This is a genomic window from Bacillus sp. FSL K6-1338, assembly GCF_038006965.1.
Taxonomy (GTDB): domain Bacteria; phylum Bacillota; class Bacilli; order Bacillales; family Bacillaceae_G; genus Bacillus_A; species Bacillus_A thuringiensis_S.
Window position 1 is genome coordinate 2,737,965 of record NZ_JBBOWI010000001.1, and the last position, 16,902, is coordinate 2,754,866.

A 16,902-nucleotide genomic window follows, 5' to 3' on the forward strand; every position below is an offset into this window, starting at 1 on the left:
CATCGGCACGTTTTCTTACTAAACTAAATTCTATTCTTATAAAATAAACTCCTTCACAAAAATATCCCATAAATTAACCAATTAAAGATAGCATTCGACGACATTTCCATATTTACACCGATTTTTTTTATACATGCTGCTATAAAATAGTAGTTTCTGTAATTCTTTTTCTACTATTGTAGAAGAGTTTTTTCACACACAAAATTCCTTCCCTACATATCCATGTTATAACATGCTTACAAGGAGGGGAAATATGCATTACCGCACATTAGGTAACACTGGAATAACTGTTTCTGAAATAGGTTTTGGGGCATGGGCAATCGGTGGTGATGAATGGGGACCTGTTAACGATAAACAATCTATAACTGCTATAAAAAAAGCCATTGAGTGTGGTGTGAATTTTATTGATACTGCGGATGTATATGGTTTAGGACATAGTGAAAAGTTGGTGGCTACCGCGATTAAAGGACATCGTAATGATATTATACTATCAACGAAAGGTGGTTTAATCGGACATCACTACGACACTAATGGCGTTCCTGTATATGATACTCCTGAAAAAATCATCGCCGTATTTGAAACAAGTTTACAACGTCTTCAAACAGATTATATTGATCTTTATTTTTGTCATATTTGGTGGCATAATCGTAGAGAAACAGAAGCATTTCTACGTGCATTTGACATATTAAAACGTGATGGCAAAGTAAGAGCAGTCGGTGTTTCGACTCATGATTTACAATACATTCATCATTTCAATAACAACAACGAAATTGATATCGTACAACTTGATTACAATATATTAAATCGAAAACCAGAAAAAGATATATTACCATTCTTACAAGAGAAAAATCTAGGGGCTGTTATTCGTGGTCCATTAAAAATGGGCATTTTAACTGGAAAATTTACAAATAAAACAATTTTTCCAGATGGAGATTTACGCAAAGATTGGCCAAATGAAACTTGGTTTCAAGAAGACTTACAAACCGTAGAGAAACTTCGGTTGCTCTCAAAAAAAAATCAGACCCTAGGGCAACTTGCACTTCGCTATGTACTCTCTCATCCGGCAGTAAGTGTTGTAATTCCTGGTGCGAAGTCAGGAACGCAAGCACAAGAAAATGCAAATGCATCTGTTCGCCCTATTTTGAGTGATGAAGAGCTTAACTATATTCATTCAATATAAAAAGCCCAATCCGGGCTTTTTAATTTGGCAAACTAATATCATACTCCATTCGCTTCGCTGTGTCCTCCGCAACATGCACACCTAACAAGTTTTTCACAATATGAAATGCCATATTAATTCCAGCTGAAATTCCGGCAGATGTTATAATATGTCCTTCATCTACAAACTTTACATTTTCTATAACTTCAACATTTTGAAACTCATTTTTAAACTTTTCAATACTAGCCCAATGTGTTGTTGCTTTTAACCCTTCCAGTAAACCTGCTTTCGCCAGTAATAACGCTCCTGTACAAACTGAAGTCATCAGCTTTACTTCTTTCATTTGTTGGCGAATCCATTTTATTACTATTTCATTTTTTATTTCATATTCTCTAGCACCTAGCCCACCCGGAATTATTAAAATATCCACTGGTGGTAAATTTTCAATACTATAATCTGGCTGTACCTTCAATCCGTTCCTTGCTGTAATCATTTCCCCATTCTCGCTAACGGTATAAACAGTAAATGGTTTTTCTTCATTCACCTCAGTTACAGAAAAAACTTCAAATGGCCCTGCAAAGTCTAACACTTCTACTTCATTAAATAAAAATATACCAACACTCCATTTATTCATCATAAGTTCACTTCCTGTTTCAAATGATGTAATAGATGATCATATCCTTTTTCTAATGCAATATCATACGCTGTTTTCCCATCATTTTTCTTTATCATCTTATTAGCTCCATTTTTAAGGAGTAACATAATTATTTCTTCATTTCCTAATAATGCCGCTTCGTGAAGTCCTGTCCAGCCATCACTTTGCATAATATTTACATCTGATCCTTTTTCAATTAAGAAAGCAACAAGTTCACTTTGCTTGTTCGCAATTGCTGCTTGCAAAGGCGTATTTTCATTTTCGTTTTTCGCTCTACTATGTATATCTGCACCGCTTTCTAAAAGAAAACTCGCTATTTCTTTCTGTCCAAAATAAGCTGCTAAATGAAGTGGTGTCCAGCCATCTTCACTACATTCGTTAACAATACTTGGACTCGCCTTTATAAACTCCACTACTTTTTCCTTATGACCACTTAAAACAGCTTGTACTATTGATTGTAAATGCTCCATAATAATCTCCTATCCTTCAAAATATTTAAGCATCCCCTTCTACATGTTCTATTAATTATTACATTTTCCTTTTAAAAACTTAAGTTTACATAATAATATTATAAATTACTTTTGTACTTAATGTTGAATAGCAATAATGTTTAAAATAATACCTTTAAACAATAAAGACTATGATTTCATTAGAGTTACTGAAAAAAGCAATTAAAAAAACTATACACATAGTTTTCATCGTATTCGTTCAGTTGCATGAACTAAAGCAGGTAATGTTTATTCTGCTATTCATGCTTTCAACATATCAAATAATATTATTCCAATAAAAAAACAATCCATTTTAAAAATGGATTGTTTTTTTATTTCTGTTTTATGCGGTTTATTTTATTTTTGTATTTTCAATGACGAAATAATTACACTTACAAAAATGAAATACTACTATCTTAGCCCCTCTTATAGTAAGTTTTTCGTTTGAAAACCAAAAACACATTTTCGCCTTACGATTAAAAAACATATGTAAAAATCTCTAAAACAGCTGCCTTATCATACTAATCTATAGCAATTCTGTCTTCTTCCCTTACCTGTTTCCTTTAACACATACGATTTTAAAACAAGCGCCGTTAATGAATCTGTTAATGTTTTATATGATAAATTTGATAATGCCAATAGATCGTTCGTATATAACATTCTATGCTTCTCTAATAATAATAGCACTAATCGTTCAGACGGTTTTAATGCCTCATCACTTTCTAGTATAAAGTCTATATTTTTCATTTCTCTAATTATTACTCCTTATATAAAAAAATACTTTAGTGCTAATTTAATATAAAAATAATACACAACAAAATTTGAAATATATTAAAATAACATTACTTTAGGACACTATTATACTATAACATATAAAAAGCATTTGCCGAAATAGGAAATGCTTTTTATATTGCTTATATAATTCTTCAAAAACCACATTTAAAAACGGTTAGTCATTCTCTAAATATGAATGACTAACCGTTTTCCAGCTTCTTCTCAATTAACATGTTTTACCTTAAATATTTATTGCAATATGCGGCTTACTGTAATGACTTGTTCCACCGCCACCTACTACTACTTTACCGCCTTTTTCAAAAATTAATAATTTACTTGAACCATCTGCAAGAAGCACTATTACTTCAGCATTATTACTTGTTGCTACATAAATTACATAACCACTCTTTGATATACAAGTTTCCCAATTCGCATCAAATTCTGATCTTACTACACGATTTGAATACACTTGATTTTCAATTCTATCTTGTTCTACGTTTTCCAAATTTATTCTCTCCTCTTCCCTGTATAGTTATATATATTAAAATAGCGACCGATTTTAACATAAATAGTATATGTAATTAGTAGGAGAATGCTTAGACAATGGAAACGAAATAGACTTCAAAAATTTTACAATTGAAACTTCTCTTTAATCATTTCCGCTACTTCTTTTGCACTCAAATACGTGTTATTAATTTTTATATACTCTTCTTTTTCAATTTCACCATGAAGAGAGTTTAATCTATGCTTTTTCATCGTCTCTTTCAAATTATTTTGAGACCACTCAATATCTCTATTTTTCGGTTTATGTTCTAATCTATTCGGACTTTTATTCCGTTCTAATCTTTCATCTAATTCCGCTTCCAGCTCTATAAAATACACTGTCCCACCTTTTGATTCAAAAATACTTTCTACATAATGTATATAATCCCAATCCGATTGGAGGTCAAATGCCCATATATACGTAAAAATCATTCCAGATAAATCACTTTTAGATACTTCTTCAAATATTTCATTACGAAATAAACTTACTAGCCTTTTTGCTTCTGTCGTACTGTAATCAAAAATTGGACTTACTAAATCAATTGTCATGTGGTTATGAAAAAGTTTTAAACCGGTTAATGTTGCTAATTCTTGACCCACTGTCATTTTCCCAACTGCTTGTGGGCCAAATATTAATATAAGTTTCATTTATTTCCCTCCGATCTTTCTCTATAAACAATTACATAAAATTAAAAATAAGGCAGCCGATTTTTAATCGATTGCCTTATTTTTTTATTCATAGTATTAGTTCTATTCTTTTCGCACAGCTTCAAAAGTAAACATTTGATTTGCATTTGACGGTTCGTTTTTATAAGCATATTCAGCAGAGCAAGTAATATTAGAGAAACCTATACTTTCTAACAGAAGTTTAAACTCTTCTATTCCATACCAACGTACCGCAAAGCGTTGTAGTTCTGTTTGTACTAACTGTCCTTTACTCCACTTTTCATATTTCAAATATGATACAGTAACTTGGTTCAGCCAATCTATTTCAATTGATTTATTTTCTAATGTGATTCCGTCTCCGCTCGGCAAAGAAAAAGTCGATGTATGAATTTCCCCAGTCTTCCAGTCATACGGAAGCATAATATCTACGATTAATCGTCCGCCTGGATTAAGATGTTCATAAAAATATTTCAATGCGTTTATAGAATCGACACGATTTTCAATTAAACAAAAAGATCCAGTAGGAATGATAATTGCCTCATATTTATGCGGAAGTGATAATTGTTGCAAGCTTCCTTCATATAAATTAGGATGTAAGCCTCTCTCTTTACAGCGCTTACGGCAAGAATCTAGCATTTCAGGTGAATAATCTATCCCATCTACTGTAAAACCAGCCTCTAGAAGTGGAATGATGACACGCCCTGAACCTACTGCAGCTTCGAGGATTCTTCCTCTACAATCTTTTAAACGTTCTTTGTAATACTCAATATCACCATTCAAAGAATAACCGACTGGTTTTGTGTAATCATACAGTTCCGTACAAAGTGTACTATAAAAACTAAACATTTATTTTCTCCTCCGTTTTTACGTACGGAAGATTTCAATTCAACTAATCTTCCTGTACCTCGAATTTTAATGAGATTTTGAAAGAGCTGACTGTCATAATATATCACTCACTTTCCATAGAATATAATGATATTGTATTACATAACCTTCCAATTTGAAATATAAAAATTAAAAATTCAGACTGTAAATTAAAGAGCTTACTTTAGTAAGCTCTTTAGAAAAAATATTTATTTCACAATCGGCAATGTCACTTCACTTAATTTTACTGTAAGTTTCGTTCCAGCTTTCGGTCTAATTGTATAATCATAATCACTTGCAATTAAAACAACTCCGATTTGATGCCCCACTTTAAATACATAATCATCTGGCTGCATGTCCCATGTAAATGCATAATCTTTGCCCGGTTGAATCGCTGTTGAATTTTCTATACTCTTTAAGTTTTGTGGATCCATCTAGCCTCTCGTTACGATTTCCGGCTTCGCTCCTCCATAGTCAACAAGTAATGCTGTTAAATTTAATACAGATCGATCAATATTTCCTGTAATTGAAATCTTTGGTATACCACTTATACGCGTATCTTTTTGCAGTACAGGCATTGTATATACTAATCGATTGGCTACTTCTAATTCTGGGTTTGCTACTAATTGATTTGATTTTATTTGTGCATCATCTACGAATGAGAAAACTTTATTAACCGATCCCATACTTAGTCGCAAATTGACTGATTTATTACTTAAATACATACGGATTTTTGAAGGTACAGCCGCTGGATCTGGCCAATTTTTTATCTTTTGCCACGATTTATTTTCTCTTTGCACATCAACCATTGGTTCATCCATAATTCCATTTTCAATTCCGTACAACCAATAATCTAACCATTTATTTTGTGTTTGCTGCCAGTTATTACTTGATGTCCCACCGTGTCCACCTTAATATAGCCACATTTTACGAGGTACATCATTTTCTCCAAGAGCATCCCACCATTGTGCGAACTGTTTCGTTTTAACATTCCAATCGTTTAAACCATGAACAACAAATACACTCGCTTTTACATTTTTAGCATCTTTTACATAATTTCTTTTATCCCAAAAATCGTTATAATTACCCGTTTTCCGATCTTGTCCAGCAGTAAGTTCTGTCATTATCGGACCACAAACTTCTGGATTCTTTCTTGTCAGTACTGCTTCTGCCATATTATCTGTATCTTCTCCTTGATATCCGCCTGGAGCAATGACTGCACCATTTGCACGATAATAATCATACCAACTACTAATTGCTGCGATTGGAATAATTGTTTTTAAACCTTCAACTCCAGTAGTCGCAACAGCATTTGGTAATGTACCATTATAAGAAACTCCAGTCATACCTACATTTCCTGTAGACCAATTTGCCTGAACTTCCTCACCCTGTTCTGTAAATGCTTTCGCGCGACCGTTTACCCAATCAATAACAGACTTTGTACCGAGTATTTCTTGTTCATCTCCAGTTGTAGGGCATCCATCTGATTTTCCAGTACCGATACTTTCGCCTAGAATAACTGCATAACCTCTTGGCACGTAATAGTTCCCATACGAACCAAGATTAACTGCTCCATACGGTTTTCCTTCATACGCATACAATTCTTCATCTACATTATATACAGGAACATCTTTTAATCCAGATCGATATGGACTCATTTCATAAATAACAGGAACCTTCACATTCGGATCTGTCTTTGGACGCATAACTTTTATCGATACTCTGTCTTTCTTACCGTCGCGATCACTATCAACTTCTGTCTCTACATATAAATTTTCGATAATAGCTTCATCGAGAGAATAAATCGGCTTTGTCATCCCATTTTCTAATTCAATTTTCGTATTTTTAGTCTCTTCCTTCTTCTCTGCATGCACATCCATAGTAAAGCTAGGTATAATTGTTGCAGATAGCATTGCTGACAGTGTAATTGCCATTTTCTTTTTACTCAAAATGTTCCCTCCCCTTATTCGTTCTCTTTTACTATATAAAAAATAACTGAAAATTCAGTTTTATTTTTATATAAAAGTTGAGAAACTCAAAGATTTCTTATTAAGTAAAATTTAATGCAGGTGTGAAAGTATTTTCCCACTCCCCCCTTCTTTATAAAGTGAAACTGTAATCAGCACTCACCAATCGGGCGTTTACGAGCAGCAGGGCCCCCGTCTAACTTCTTTGCTTCCACTGAATTTTGAAGTGGGGGTCTTACTGCCCGGCAAATAGCGGGATAAATAGAGGAAAAGACAACCGATATTTCTATCGATTGTCTTACATTCCATTTATTATTTTTCTAACTCTTTAAAGGTATCTTTCAAGTCTTTATCAGATACCTTTATATCTGCATTTTTAAGCAGATCTCTAGTAACTTGTTGATGGAATTGAGGATCTTGTATACGTTGCTGTTCTAATTCTTTACGAATATTCTCTTTCTCTTCCTCATACGATTTAAGCTCTTTTTTATCCGTTAACTTAATAATATGATATCCGAAGGAAGATTTAACAGGTTCACTCAATTGACCAACTTCTAACTTATATGCAGCATCCTCAAATTCTTTCACCATCATACCTGGTCCAAATTCAGATAGTTCTCCACCTTTCTCTTTAGAACCTGGATCCTCTGAATATTGTTTAGCCAATGCCGCGAAATCTTCGCCACTATTTAATTTTTCTTTAATTTCTTTTGCTGTCTTTTCATCTTTCACTAAAATATGGCTAACTTGAAGCTTTGGCTTATAGTGATCTTTAAAATCTTTTTCCGTTACGGTTGCTTTAATAGCTTTTTCAAAAGCGAAAGTAAGCTTTAATTTCTCTTTCAACTGATCTTCATTTTTCACACCATTAGATTCCATATATGTATTAAAATTATCGCCCATCTTGTCTTTTAATTCTTTTAGTTGTTTCGTTACCTCTTCATCCGTAACTTTATATTTATCATCTAATACTTTCTCTACTACCATTTCAGATAAATTCTGTTTACCGTAGTTTTCTTTTAATTTTTTGTTAAAATCACTTTCTGAAATGCTTCCTGATTTTGTAGTTACAATATTATCTGATGAACCACATGCGGATAAAGATAACGTCATCCCCATTAAAATGCTACCTATTACTAATTTCTTTCTTTTCAAATCCGAATACCTCACTTCATTAAATTCAAATGTAACTATGTAAATGTAACGTTTCCCTGTGAACTTCACGTGAATTTAATGAAAGTAGAACATTTGCTAATTCTCCATTTAATACATCAATTTTGAAAATTATGGTGATTCATCCTGTATCGCTAACCTCTAAAGCTGCAAAAAGGACTAATATTTTCATTAATCCTTTTTCACATTTATATAAAATTGAATTTCTCCATCTATAGAGGAAACTCCATATTCAAAACCATGTCTTTCTAAAATACTTTTCACTATCGCTAGTCCTAATCCTGTACCTGATTTTTCTTTACTACGAGAAAATTCTAGTACGTAAAAAGGCTCCCAAATTTTATCGATATCTTTAATTTTTTCCGTATGAATGCCATTTTTTATTTGAAAATATATACTTTTATTTCTATCTTCTAAAGTAATTATTATGTTTTGATTTGCTGAATATTTTATTGCATTAGAAATTAAATTTTGAAATACCATTCTCATTTTATTTAAATCTGCATAAACGATTGTATCGCTCGTATTACAGTTTACTTGCAAGTTAATTTCTTTCGAATCCAGTTCAATCTGATGCTTATCTAATATACTCTGGACCAGTGGTTCAATAGGGAATTCTTCTTTTTGTAAAATATCTCTTTCTAGTTTAGAAAATCGTAATAGTTCTTCAATTAAGTTTGATATTTGATCTGTTTGTTTAATAATTGTATCTACGTAAGTCCCATCATCTAGTCCATCTTTAATCCCCATAGAGTATGCTTTTACTAATGCGATCGGTGTCTTTAATTCATGCGTCACATCACCCATAAATCGTTTTAAATGTTCATTACGATCAGTTAAATCTTGATGTGCTTCATGTAGTTTTTCGCTCATGATATTAATACTATTGGCCAACTCTCCTATTTCATCATTCGTTTTCACTTTCGTTCTTTTAAACTGCAAATGTGAAATATCCTGAGCTACATCACTTAGCTCTTTCAGTGGCGTCGTTATTATTTTTGAAAGTATCCACACAAGTAAAATAATAAGAAGCAGCGAGAAACATACGATGTATAAGTAAAATGTATTTAACGTACTTATAATTTCATTTGAATTCGCAATAGAAGTCCCAATTAAAATTATCGTATCATCTTTCGCAATATATTTAGCAAAAAAACTCGCTTTTACCTTTCCTTGATCGTACAGTTTATTCGATTGCCCTTCCGTCTTCACTTTCATGACTTCGTCTTTCGTAATCCAAAGCTTATTTAACGTCACTTTCTTTTTCGTAAGTTGCATGCGTAATGCTTCGTTCATAGCATCTTCTGACTGATTAATTGGCGTATACGCAATTGTAACGTTGTTTTCACTTTCAATTGTATGAATAACATCCTCTATATTTTCCACTGTTGTATTTTGTATTTGTGTTGTAAATTTATTTAAGTTTTCACGTGTTTTATAAATATTATAGTTCGGTAAGAGATTGTTAATGAATAATAACGAAATCATAAAGATGAGAATAACAGTTGCAGAAATACTGAAAAATAACTTTTTTCCAAGTTTATTCACTTTGTTCCTCCAAACTATAGCCCAGCCCGCGATGCGTCTTAATAATATTTTCTCCAATTTTTTTACGCAGCCTTCTTACATGTGTATCAACAGTTCTCTCTTCTCCAAAATAGTCAAATCCCCATACAATATCTAGCAATTTTTTACGAGTTAAAATCGTTCCTTTATGATTTAAAAAGCATTTTATTAATTCGAGCTCTGTTTTTGTAATTTCTAACTCTATATCATTTTTATATACTTTATTTTTGGCGAAATTTATCTTTACATCTTGTACTTGAATAATATCATCATGCTGAATAAGCTTTTTCGCTCGTGTAATTAGTACTCCTGGATGAAATGGTTTTTTTACGTACTCATCTGCCCCACTTTGAAGCGCTGCTAATTCATCTTCGCTTTCACTTTTCGCCGTAAGCATTAACACTTTTACGCTTGAATTCTTTTTTATTTCCTGACAGACAGTAATACCACTATGTTTCGGCATCATCCAATCCAAAATTGCTAAATCAATTTTTTCATCATAAAACATTTGAAGTGCTTCCTCTCCGTCTTTCGCTAATAAAACTTCGAAGCCTTCTTTTTCAAAATAAGCTTTTAAAATTCTTAACATATCTTGTTCGTCATCTGCAATTAAAACTTTCATATTTTTTCCTCCATTGCTTTTAAACAAAAACCAATTGTATCATACAACATCTTTGTTACATGAATGTGACAGAAAAATATTTAAAGCTTTTGAGGGGATAGTAATGGTGAGGTGTTGTATTATGATAAAAAAAATCGGGGTCATTTCTCTTCTTTTATTTCTATTATCAACAAATGCATTAGCAAATACAAATCAACAAATTGAAGTGTTTGATTGTCAAAAAGAAATGGTCATTCAAAAACAATCTTTAGATCCAATAGTCCAAAAAGAAGCAGTTCAATACGCTAAAGCAATTACTGGTCCATTTAAAAACTTAAATGTCGTTCCAAAAGATGGCTATATGATAAAAATCCCATTATCTAAGCCGGTTTCTATTACTAATCAATGGTTACACACTACAATAGACGAAGTACTTATACTGCTCCCACTAAATGAAAAGCCTTATATTATGCTTTATGATGATGAAAATAATCCGCATTTTTATTATGTAAAAGGTAAACCAGGATTATTATTGAAACAAATGAACGTTAAAACGTAATTGACTGAAAAGGAGTCACCTTATAAGCTAAATTTTAAAAGCTAAGGTGCTCTTTTTTATAATAACAATTTAGTAAATGAAATTATAAAAGTTGGTTTTTAATATAAGGATCGCAACTTCAGATATCAGCGATTTTTAAGATATATCGATTTACCAACAAAAAACCTGTTCGTAGCTATTATTTGGATAGCAATCTCTATAATAGTTTGTAGTGACTCGATCCCTTATATAATCCCCCTTTTACAAATCCATTCGCAGTATAAAACACATCCCCTTGCTTCGTGTCAGTATGTAAAACAATCACTTCAAAATACTTTTCCGCATGACATAATAGTTGGTTTAATAATAAGTTCCCTAACCCTAAACGCCGATAATCCCTTGAAATATAAAATCTCCTTAACCGCCCAATCTTATTGTCTTTTGTGTACGGATCCTCATTTAAACCTCCAACTCCAATTAACATATCACCTTGAAAAATACCATATAAACATTCTCCAGTTTTATTGAATGTATTTATTTCGTTTTTATATTCACTTATTAGCCTTATAAGGAAATTAAAACCTTCTTCTTCACTGTCTTGAACGAGATGACTGAATTCATATCCCATTAATTTTTCTATTTGTTGAATATGTATATCTTTCAAGTCCATTCCCCCTAAGTACGAAAATATATAAAATGCTCGAGAATCATTTATTCTGAGCATTTTTATGGTTGTTACTTTATGTAATTTATAGCGTGCGTATTCTTCACTTCAGATAATATCCCCTTCAACTCCATTAAATCATCTATTACTATATCAGCCTGAGCAAGTTCATCTTCTTGCGCAAAATCAAAATTACATCCAATCGCAAGTAAACCGTTGTCTTTCGCTGCATTTATATCAGATAGCCTGTCACCAACTACCGCTGCCTCTTTTATATCATATTTGTTCATAATACTTTTAACTAAGTCACCTTTATTTAGCGATTGTATTTGTTCAATACTAAACGTTTCAGTCACCCACTTGTCTAAAGCATAATAAGTTACGATTGCTCGTAAATATTCAGTTAAACCATTACTAGCAATGTAAATTGAACAATTATTTTCTTTTATATATGTAAATATTTCTTTTACATTTGAATATAAAGCGCCTTTTCCGCTTTTTATGTTTTCAATTAGTCTATCTAAAAAATATGCATCTGTTTGTTCTCTTACTTCAATAGAATGGTCCGGTAATAAAGCTTCCCAAACTTGCGGTAACGGCACACCCATAATTTCTCTATATTTATTAATTGGTGTTACTGTATCCCATAGTTGTAGTGATCTTAAGTGATTGAAAGTATCATCTAACGATAATTCTAAAATTTTATCTGTTTGAAATAACGTTCCGTCCATATCAAAAATTAACGCTTGTAACATGTCATTCTCCCCTTTTGAACTATAAGTATTACTCGATATATTTTTCAGCATCTCAACGATAATTTCTGAACAATAATTTGCGGCAGTTTTCGCGAAATCATCATAAGAAACTTGAGCTTCATCATCTGCACTGTCAGAAATACATCTTATAACAAGAAACGGTATATCATTTATGTAGGCGACATGTCCAATTGCTGCTCCTTCCATTTCTGTACAATGAGGTGCGTATTCGTCTATTAATTTCGCCTTTAACTTTGAATCTTCAACAAAACATTCACCGCTGACGATTCTTCCTTCATGAACCCTAGTACGTAAACTACTACTATTACATGCTTTACGTGCTAACTCTACCAATTCCTTACTTGCGATAAATTCTTCCTTGAACGGAAATAAGTTTTTCATTTGATTTTTACTTACATCATGATGGGTTACGTTAGTTGAAATAACTAAATCGCCAACTTTTACATCTGGATGTAACCCACCAGCAACGCCTGTATTAATGATAGAGTCTACATCAAATTTATGAATTAATGTTTGCGCGCATGCAGCTGCATTTACTTTCCCTACACCAGAACGTGTAATAATTACTTCTATTCCCATGAATTCTCCAATATAAAAAGGCATTCCCGCTATTGTCTGTTCCTCTTGTATAACTAGTTTTTCTAAAAGTAAATCTATTTCAATTTGCATTGCTCCAATAATGCCGATTCTGTTCATGTATGTAGTCTCCTTTATTAATTAATCCCTTTAATCCTCTCAGACATAACCGACAATAAAAATTTCGGAAGTACAAGTTGTCTCTTTAACCTTTTCGGCTGTGAGAGTAACCTATACAGCCATTCAGTTCCGGTATCCCTCATCATTTTCGGTGCTCTTTTTACAGTACCAGATATTATATCAATCATGCCTCCGATACCAATAGATAGCGGAACGTTTAATGTTTGTATGTTTTCATAGATGAACTCTTCTTGTTTTGGTGAACCTAGTCCTACTAGTAGTAAATGCGGCTTGAATTGCTTAATTTTCATTTTTATTTCTTCTATTTCTTCACCATTTACAAATCCATGCTGTCCTTTAAACTGCGCTCCTGGGAACTGCTCATTTAATTTTTCTAATGCCTTTTTATTACTTTCTGGAGCGGCTCCAAAAAGAAAGACACGATATTCATTGTCGTTACAATATTTTATTAAATCGTGAGTTAAATCCGCTCCAGTAACACGTTCTTTCAAAGTTCCTTTTAATATTTTCGAGCCAATTATGACACCAATCCCATCCGCTGTTATTAAATCCGCAGATAGTAACATCTTTTTAAACTGCTTTGATTTTTCCGTATTTTCCTTTGCAGACATAACAATTTCAGGATTTGCAGTTACTACAAACCTTGGTTTCTCTTGTTGTTCATGTAGCCAACCTTTTAATAAACTTATAGCTTTTGCATATTCTAAAGTTGAAAAAGGTATACCTTTTATAAACTGCTGATCCACTATACTCTCCCCTTACATAAGCTGCAAATATTCATCAATATCTTTAGAAATTTGAATAAAAGCCTTATTCCAAAATTCATAATTTCTTATATCTATTTCAAAATATTTTTTCATAAGCTCCTCTACTGGAACCTTTCCTGTTTCTCGTAAAAACTCTTTATATTTCGAATGAAAAGTACCTTTACTTTCTTGAGCGATTTCTAATAAACTAAAACTTACTAAATATCCAAATGTGTATGGATAATTGTAAAAAGGAACATCTGCTATATAAAATTGAATATATTTCATCCATACAAACGGTTGGTATTCACTTAAAGCATTTCCATAAGCTTCTTTCTGTGCCATTATAGATAATTTCTCAATTTCATCAGCACTTAAAGGACCCTCTTTACATTTTTCATAAAATGTTTTTTCAAACTGATACGATGCTCGTATTGCCATTACATAATTAAAACTATTTCTTATTTTCCAGCTAAGTAATGACTTTTTCATATCTTTACTATCCGTTGTTTCAATTAGATAATTTAAGAGTACCGTTTCAAAGAAAATAGATGCTGATTCAGCCGTACTCATTGGCAAATTATCATCTAAAAAAGATATAGATTGTTCGAAACTCATATTATAAAAATGCCAAGCGTGTCCTAATTCATGAGCGAGCACTCTTACACTATCTATACTCCCATCATAGCGCATTGAAATTCGTGATTCTTTCTCACTGAAAAATGGAGCACAAAACCCACCTGGTGGTTTATTCTCTCTCGGTTCAGCATCTACCCATCCACTTTCTATCGCATTACGTGCAAATTCTGCTAATTCTTCATCAATATTCTTACATGCATCATAAACGTTTTGTACTGCTACTGAAAAAGGAATTATAACCTCATTACTTTCCTTTACTGTCATAAGTTCATGCCATGTAATTGACTCTTTTCCCTTCTTATACACGTTTAAAGCACTTACTAATTTATCAAGGTTTTCTTCTGTCGCATTCCACATTTGGAATAATACAGCTTCTGAAATGCCATTCGCATGAAAAGATTGTGTTAAAATCTCTCTATCTTCTATTTCATTACTCTTTGCATTACGCAATCTCCCTATTTGATTTAATACAGTAGCAAAGATTTCTTTTTCCTTATGTAAAGTACTTGTAAGTAACTCGAATACTTCTAATCTTTCCTTTTCATTTTCACTATTCATTGCAATATTATTTGCTTGTCCAAAGGATAATTGTTTATTATTGTGCTCTATTTCTATCCTATCCCGTAATTGTATGTACATATCTTCCCACGCACTAAGTTCATTTTTTATAAACTTAATATTAATATTATCGGAAGTTTCTACTTCACTATGTTTTATTATTTGCTGTACTTCACTTTTTAGTTCCTTCACTTTCACATTCAATTTAGTAAGGTCAGATGAAACACTTTCTTCAACCCATTGACAATACAAATAGTATTCTGCTTTTTCAATAGCTTGTATAAGCTTTGAAAGAACCTCTACATCTTTTGTTACAAAATATTGCTCTTTCAACTCTAAAATCGGAAATAGAATATCCTCATTCAAATACAATCGATTTAAATCCCATCTAGCAATTTCTTGCATTTTTATAGCCGCCCCCTATTTTTACAAATAGTTACAGATATTTCTTCCTACACAATTATATATGAAATAAAAAAATTTCGATATCCTTAAATATTCAGATTTCTATAAATGCATTCTTATTTATATCTTTTCTTCTACCATAAAGTATCATTTCACATATAAAAAATACTCCCTCTACACGATTGCATTTGATATAGGCTAACTTCAAAGGTTTCATCTTCATCCATACCATATCGACCGATTATCACAGATTAAAAAATAAAAAAGGATTGATCAAAAGATCAATCCTTTACTCTACTTCATTTAAGAAAAATAACGTTATAACGCCAGGACCTGTATGTGCACCGATTGCTGCACCAATTGTATTTACGATAAATACTTCACAGCCAAATCTTTCAGTAATTAATGCTTTTAACGCTTCAGCTGTTTCTAAGTCGTCACCGTGAGTCATAGCGATTGTTTGACCTTTAAGGTATTTTCCACGTTCTTCCATGATATCAACAATACGGCTTAATACTTTCTTTTTCCCTCGTACTTTTTCAAGTGGGACAAGTTTTCCTTCTTCCACGTTCAAAATCGGCTTAATGTTTAATAAACCACCGATAAATCCTGCTACTTTACTTAAGCGCCCGCCTCTAACAAGGTACTGTAAGTCAGCTACAGTGAAGATATGTTCCATATGGTTCATTAGAAAAGCGACACGTTTTAATATGTCTTCTTTTGATGCGCCGTTTTTTGCCATTTTAGCAGCTTCTAATACGACAAGCCCTTGACCAAGCGAAGCACATTTCGTATCAATAATTTCTAAATCTAAATCTGCATATGTTTCTTTTACTTCCTCTTTAATGACAACTGATGATTGATATGTACCAGACAGTTCAGATGAAAAAGCTAAATATATACAAGGATTACCTTCTTTTGCATAAGAAACAAATTTTTCTTGGAAAGTTTCAAGTGAAGGCAATGACGTTTTATAAACAGCGCCTTCTCTCATTTTTTGCAGTAATGTAACTGACTCTAATGTTACTCCATCTAAATACTCTGTTTCTACTTCATCATATACACGGAGTGGAATTAAATCAATATCATATGCTTGCAGCAATTCTACTGGTAAATCCGCCGCACTATCCGTAATGATTTTAACACCCATTTTTAAACCTCTATTCTGTTATAAATATAAAATAATAAAATAAAAATAGTACTTTTAAATTATATACGTAAAACTTAAATGAAGAAAGGAAAACACTTTATATTGTATGCACTATTCTTCAAAACTTGAACTATTAATGAAAATGGTTCTATTTTAAACACCTTTTTCTTATCATTTTTCAATAACACGAATAATTTTATAAGTATTTTGTATCATCATATTTTAATTCTTTATCTTAATATAATCTTTTCAA

Annotated in this window: 16 protein-coding genes and 1 pseudogene; 2 read left to right on the forward strand and 15 right to left on the reverse strand. The window is 32.2% G+C overall.

Features of this window, described 5'->3' with window-relative positions; translation table 11 throughout:
- The first annotated feature begins 253 nt into the window (after positions 1-253).
- Entirely contained in the window at positions 254-1,180 is a 927-nt protein-coding gene (locus tag NZ044_RS14090; protein WP_000559372.1) for an aldo/keto reductase, read from the forward strand.
- Positions 1,181-1,199: 19 nt separating this feature from the next.
- On the opposite strand, the gene NZ044_RS14095 is transcribed toward NZ044_RS14090, so the two are convergent.
- From NZ044_RS14095 to NZ044_RS14140, 10 genes and pseudogenes are all read right to left on the reverse strand, one after another.
- Positions 1,200-1,796: a DJ-1/PfpI family protein gene (locus NZ044_RS14095; RefSeq protein ID WP_017763273.1), complete on the reverse strand. Its 597-nt coding sequence runs from the start codon at positions 1,794-1,796 to the stop codon at positions 1,200-1,202.
- Entirely contained in the window at positions 1,793-2,284 is a 492-nt protein-coding gene (locus tag NZ044_RS14100; protein ID WP_063675456.1) for an ankyrin repeat domain-containing protein, read from the reverse strand. The genes NZ044_RS14095 and NZ044_RS14100 overlap by 4 nt, the downstream gene beginning before the upstream one ends.
- 534 nt (positions 2,285-2,818) lie before the next feature.
- Positions 2,819-3,049, reverse strand: coding sequence for a hypothetical protein (locus NZ044_RS14105; protein ID WP_000789031.1), 231 nt, complete (start codon positions 3,047-3,049; stop codon positions 2,819-2,821).
- 268 nt (positions 3,050-3,317) lie between these two features.
- A complete protein-coding gene (locus tag NZ044_RS14110; RefSeq protein ID WP_000432422.1) occupies positions 3,318-3,581 on the reverse strand; it encodes a hypothetical protein in 264 nt (87 codons plus the stop codon).
- A 125-nt stretch (positions 3,582-3,706) separates the two neighbouring features.
- Positions 3,707-4,267, reverse strand: coding sequence for an AAA family ATPase (locus tag NZ044_RS14115; protein ID WP_098506183.1), 561 nt, complete (start codon positions 4,265-4,267; stop codon positions 3,707-3,709).
- A gap of 102 nt (positions 4,268-4,369) precedes the next feature.
- Positions 4,370-5,131, reverse strand: coding sequence for a class I SAM-dependent methyltransferase (locus NZ044_RS14120; RefSeq protein WP_000490920.1), 762 nt, complete (start codon positions 5,129-5,131; stop codon positions 4,370-4,372).
- 227 nt (positions 5,132-5,358) lie between these two features.
- Positions 5,359-7,098: pseudogene (locus NZ044_RS14125) on the reverse strand (Xaa-Pro dipeptidyl-peptidase).
- A 330-nt stretch (positions 7,099-7,428) separates the two neighbouring features.
- Positions 7,429-8,271 (reverse strand): peptidylprolyl isomerase PrsA, encoded by an 843-nt coding sequence (locus NZ044_RS14130; RefSeq protein WP_015945822.1) that lies wholly within the window; start codon positions 8,269-8,271, stop codon positions 7,429-7,431.
- 189 nt (positions 8,272-8,460) lie between these two features.
- Positions 8,461-9,837 (reverse strand): sensor histidine kinase, encoded by a 1,377-nt coding sequence (locus NZ044_RS14135; protein WP_001037226.1) that lies wholly within the window; start codon positions 9,835-9,837, stop codon positions 8,461-8,463.
- Entirely contained in the window at positions 9,830-10,477 is a 648-nt protein-coding gene (locus NZ044_RS14140; protein ID WP_000865984.1) for a response regulator transcription factor, read from the reverse strand. Before NZ044_RS14140 ends, NZ044_RS14135 begins: the two co-directional genes overlap by 8 nt.
- Before the next feature lie 121 nt (positions 10,478-10,598).
- Between NZ044_RS14140 and NZ044_RS14145 the strand changes: the two genes are divergently transcribed.
- Positions 10,599-11,015 carry a hypothetical protein gene (locus NZ044_RS14145; protein WP_000591776.1) on the forward strand — a complete coding sequence of 139 codons (417 nt, stop codon included), beginning with the start codon at positions 10,599-10,601 and terminating at the stop codon, positions 11,013-11,015.
- A 196-nt stretch (positions 11,016-11,211) separates the two neighbouring features.
- Here NZ044_RS14145 and NZ044_RS14150 read toward each other — a convergent pair whose 3' ends face one another.
- The 5 genes from NZ044_RS14150 to NZ044_RS14170 all read right to left on the reverse strand — a co-directional run bounded on the left by NZ044_RS14150 (position 11,212) and on the right by NZ044_RS14170 (position 16,649).
- On the reverse strand, positions 11,212-11,658 hold the full coding sequence (locus tag NZ044_RS14150) for a GNAT family N-acetyltransferase (protein ID WP_000651675.1): 447 nt from the start codon (positions 11,656-11,658) through the stop codon (positions 11,212-11,214).
- Positions 11,659-11,729: 71 nt separating this feature from the next.
- Positions 11,730-13,130, reverse strand: coding sequence for a 5'-methylthioadenosine/adenosylhomocysteine nucleosidase (locus NZ044_RS14155; protein WP_001079712.1), 1,401 nt, complete (start codon positions 13,128-13,130; stop codon positions 11,730-11,732).
- Between the two features lie 17 nt (positions 13,131-13,147).
- A complete protein-coding gene (locus NZ044_RS14160; protein WP_000372659.1) occupies positions 13,148-13,897 on the reverse strand; it encodes a WecB/TagA/CpsF family glycosyltransferase in 750 nt (249 codons plus the stop codon).
- Between the two features lie 12 nt (positions 13,898-13,909).
- Positions 13,910-15,499, reverse strand: coding sequence for a M3 family metallopeptidase (locus NZ044_RS14165; protein WP_063675457.1), 1,590 nt, complete (start codon positions 15,497-15,499; stop codon positions 13,910-13,912).
- A gap of 289 nt (positions 15,500-15,788) precedes the next feature.
- Positions 15,789-16,649 (reverse strand): DegV family protein, encoded by an 861-nt coding sequence (locus NZ044_RS14170; RefSeq protein ID WP_000538298.1) that lies wholly within the window; start codon positions 16,647-16,649, stop codon positions 15,789-15,791.
- Positions 16,650-16,902: the final 253 nt, after the last annotated feature.

Coding starts and splice junctions, on each gene's coding strand:
- NZ044_RS14090 (WP_000559372.1), top strand. CDS start 254: ATGCATTACCGCACATTAGGTAACACTGGAATAACTGTTTCTGAAATA.
- NZ044_RS14095 (WP_017763273.1), bottom strand. CDS start 1,796: ATGATGAATAAATGGAGTGTTGGTATATTTTTATTTAATGAAGTAGAA.
- NZ044_RS14100 (WP_063675456.1), bottom strand. CDS start 2,284: ATGGAGCATTTACAATCAATAGTACAAGCTGTTTTAAGTGGTCATAAG.
- NZ044_RS14105 (WP_000789031.1), bottom strand. CDS start 3,049: ATGAAAAATATAGACTTTATACTAGAAAGTGATGAGGCATTAAAACCG.
- NZ044_RS14115 (WP_098506183.1), bottom strand. CDS start 4,267: ATGAAACTTATATTAATATTTGGCCCACAAGCAGTTGGGAAAATGACA.
- NZ044_RS14120 (WP_000490920.1), bottom strand. CDS start 5,131: ATGTTTAGTTTTTATAGTACACTTTGTACGGAACTGTATGATTACACA.
- NZ044_RS14140 (WP_000865984.1), bottom strand. CDS start 10,477: ATGAAAGTTTTAATTGCAGATGACGAACAAGATATGTTAAGAATTTTA.
- NZ044_RS14145 (WP_000591776.1), top strand. CDS start 10,599: ATGATAAAAAAAATCGGGGTCATTTCTCTTCTTTTATTTCTATTATCA.
- NZ044_RS14155 (WP_001079712.1), bottom strand. CDS start 13,130: ATGAACAGAATCGGCATTATTGGAGCAATGCAAATTGAAATAGATTTA.
- NZ044_RS14165 (WP_063675457.1), bottom strand. CDS start 15,499: ATGCAAGAAATTGCTAGATGGGATTTAAATCGATTGTATTTGAATGAG.
- NZ044_RS14170 (WP_000538298.1), bottom strand. CDS start 16,649: ATGGGTGTTAAAATCATTACGGATAGTGCGGCGGATTTACCAGTAGAA.